The following is a 2,709-nucleotide window of genomic DNA, read 5'->3' as shown; positions in this document are numbered from 1 at the left end:
CATTTTGTCGATGCAGGTAGTCGCCCGGGCCAAGGCCGCTGGCCTGGCGTTGAGGCCGCGCGACATTTTCGTCGAGCAGACGGTCGCCCGGCTGGCCCGAGTGGCGACGGCCATGACCGCCGTCGGTGACTTCGCCGATGCCGGTGTCGGGCCGGTGATTCCCACCCCGATCATCCGATGGCTGGCCGGCGTGGACGGTCCGGTTGACCAGTTCAACCAGACCATCGTGGTACAGGCCCCGGCGGGGGTGACCGAGGCCGACGTGGTGGTGATGTTGCAGGCCTTGCTAGACCGCCACGCCATGTTGCGGTTGCGCGTCGATGAGGAGAACGGCGGGGATTGGTCGTTGACCGTGCCGGAGGCGGGCTCGGTGGACGCGCGCGGCTGCCTGCAATCGGCGGACGCGTTATCGGACGAGGCGCTGATCGCGGCGCGCTCGCGATTGGATCCGGCCGCCGGAATGATGCTGCGCGCCTTGTGGATTGCCGACACGGGCCAGCTGGCGCTGATCATTCACCATCTCGCCGTTGACGGGGTGTCGTGGCGAATCCTGTTGGAGGACCTCAACATCGCGTGGGCGCAGCACCACAGCGGCCAGCCGGTGACATTGCCGGAGGGCGGAACATCATTCGCCCGGTGGGCCTCGCTGCTGAGCAGACAGGCGCACGAGCCAACGGTGGTAGAACACGCCGAGGCGTGGCGCCGGATGGCGGCAGCCCCCGCCGCGTTGCCCGCAATCCAACCGCAAGCGGACACGTTCGCCACGGCTGGGCACTTGTCGGTGGAACTGGATGCCGAAACCACCCGGCTGCTTCTCTCTGAGGTGCCGGCCGCGTTCCACGCCGGCGTCCAGGACATCTTGTTGATCGCCTTCGGATTGGCGTGGACGCATTTCCGAGGCGCCGGCAGCGCTCCCGTCGGCATCGACGTCGAGGGGCACGGGCGGCATGAGGAACTGGCCGCGGATGTCGACCTGTCGCGCACGGTGGGATGGTTCACCACCAAATATCCGGTGGCCTTGACGATAGGCGGCGTTTCCTGGCCGCAGGTGGTGGCCGGTGAGGCTGCGCTGGGCGGGGCGATAAAGGACGCCAAAGAGCAGCTCCGCGCCGTGCCCGAGCCGCTGACCTATGGTCTGTTGCGCTATCTGAATGCCGGCATCGAGCTCGCTGGGGCCGACCCGGCGATTGGATTCAACTATCTGGGTCGTTTGGGCGCGGCGCCCGACGTGCTCGGCGACTTGTGGCGGATCAGTCAGGACGGCCTGTCGGCCACCGGCGCGGCCACAGCGATACCGATGCCGCTGGCGCACACCCTCGAACTCAACATCGGCACCGTCGACACCGAGGCCGGCCCGTACCTGCACGCGAACTGGACGTGGGCGCAATCGGCACTGGATCACACCCAAGTCGGCCGGCTCAGCCAGCTATGGTTCGACGCCCTCGTCGGCATCTGTGCGCACGTCCAACACGGCGGGGGCGGGCTGACACCGTCCGACATCGCGCCGGCCCGGCTCAGCCAGCTACAGATCGACGAGCTGCAGCGGCAATACGCGATTGCTGACGTGTTGCCGTTGACCCCGATGCAGCACGGACTGTTCTTCCACGCCAGCACCGCGCACGGCAACGATGACGCTGTCTATGCGATGCAGCTCGACATCACGTTGAGCGGACCCCTCGACCGGCACAAGCTCCGCGACGCCGTTCACACGGTGGTCAGTCGGCATCCGAACCTCGCGGCGCGCTTCTGCCAACAATTTGACGAGCCGGTACAGGTCATTCCCGCCAATCCCGAGACACCCTGGCGGTATGTCGACCTCGACGGTGCCGACGCCTCGCAGCAGATCCCGTTGGTGTGTGCGGCCGAACGGGCGGCGGTCTGCGACCTCACCGACCCGCCGGCCTTCCGGGTCACGTTGATCCGTACGGCGCCAGACCGGCACGAACTCGTGGTGACCTCGCACCACATCGTGCTGGATGGCTGGTCGCTGCCAATCCTGTTGCAAGAAATCTTCGCCGGCTACTACGGTCAACGGCTTCCGGCGCCGGTCCCGTATCGCAGATTCGTCACCTGGCTGGCCGAGCGAGACCTCGACGCCGCACAGGCGGCCTGGCGTGAGGTGCTGGCGGGCTTTGACACCCCCACATTGGTGGGTCCACCGGGGCGTCCGCAGCTCGGCCCGCGAGGCGTCACCTCATATCTGTTGCCGGACGAAATCACCCGCGCCCTCGGTCAGCTGGCCCGCTCGCAGCACACCACCGTCAACACCGTGCTGCAGGCCGCCTGGGCATTACTGCTGACCTCGCTGACCGGCCGCCCCGATGTCGCCTTCGGCGTCGCCGTCTCGGGCAGGCCGGCAGACATCGTCGGTGCGGACGCGATGGTAGGCCTTTTGATCAACACGGTGCCGGTGCGAGCGAACATCACGCACGCGACCAGCACCGCCGACCTGCTGGACCATCTGCAACGCGCCCACACCAAAACCCTTGAGCATCAACACCTTGCGCTTAGCGAGATCCACCGCAGCACCGGCCACGACCAACTGTTCGATACGCTGTTCGTGTTCCAGAACTACCCGATCGACACCGGCGCACCGTTGGGCGTCGACGGGTTGAACATCGCGGCGTTCACCAGCCGCGAATACAACCACTACCCGCTGACGGTCCAAGCCACTCCCGGCACCCAACTCGGCCTGCGTATCGAATTCGA

1 protein-coding gene is annotated in these 2,709 nt (G+C 66.8%); it reads left to right on the top strand.

The window, feature by feature from the left end:
* The coding region (locus AC5Y7E_RS24150) for a condensation domain-containing protein (RefSeq protein ID WP_499950932.1) at positions 1-2,709 on the top strand (2,709 nt) is incomplete at both ends.

It is taken from the genome of Mycobacterium sp. NGS17 (assembly GCF_059813205.1).
This window is presented reverse-complemented; position numbering and strand designations above follow the sequence as displayed.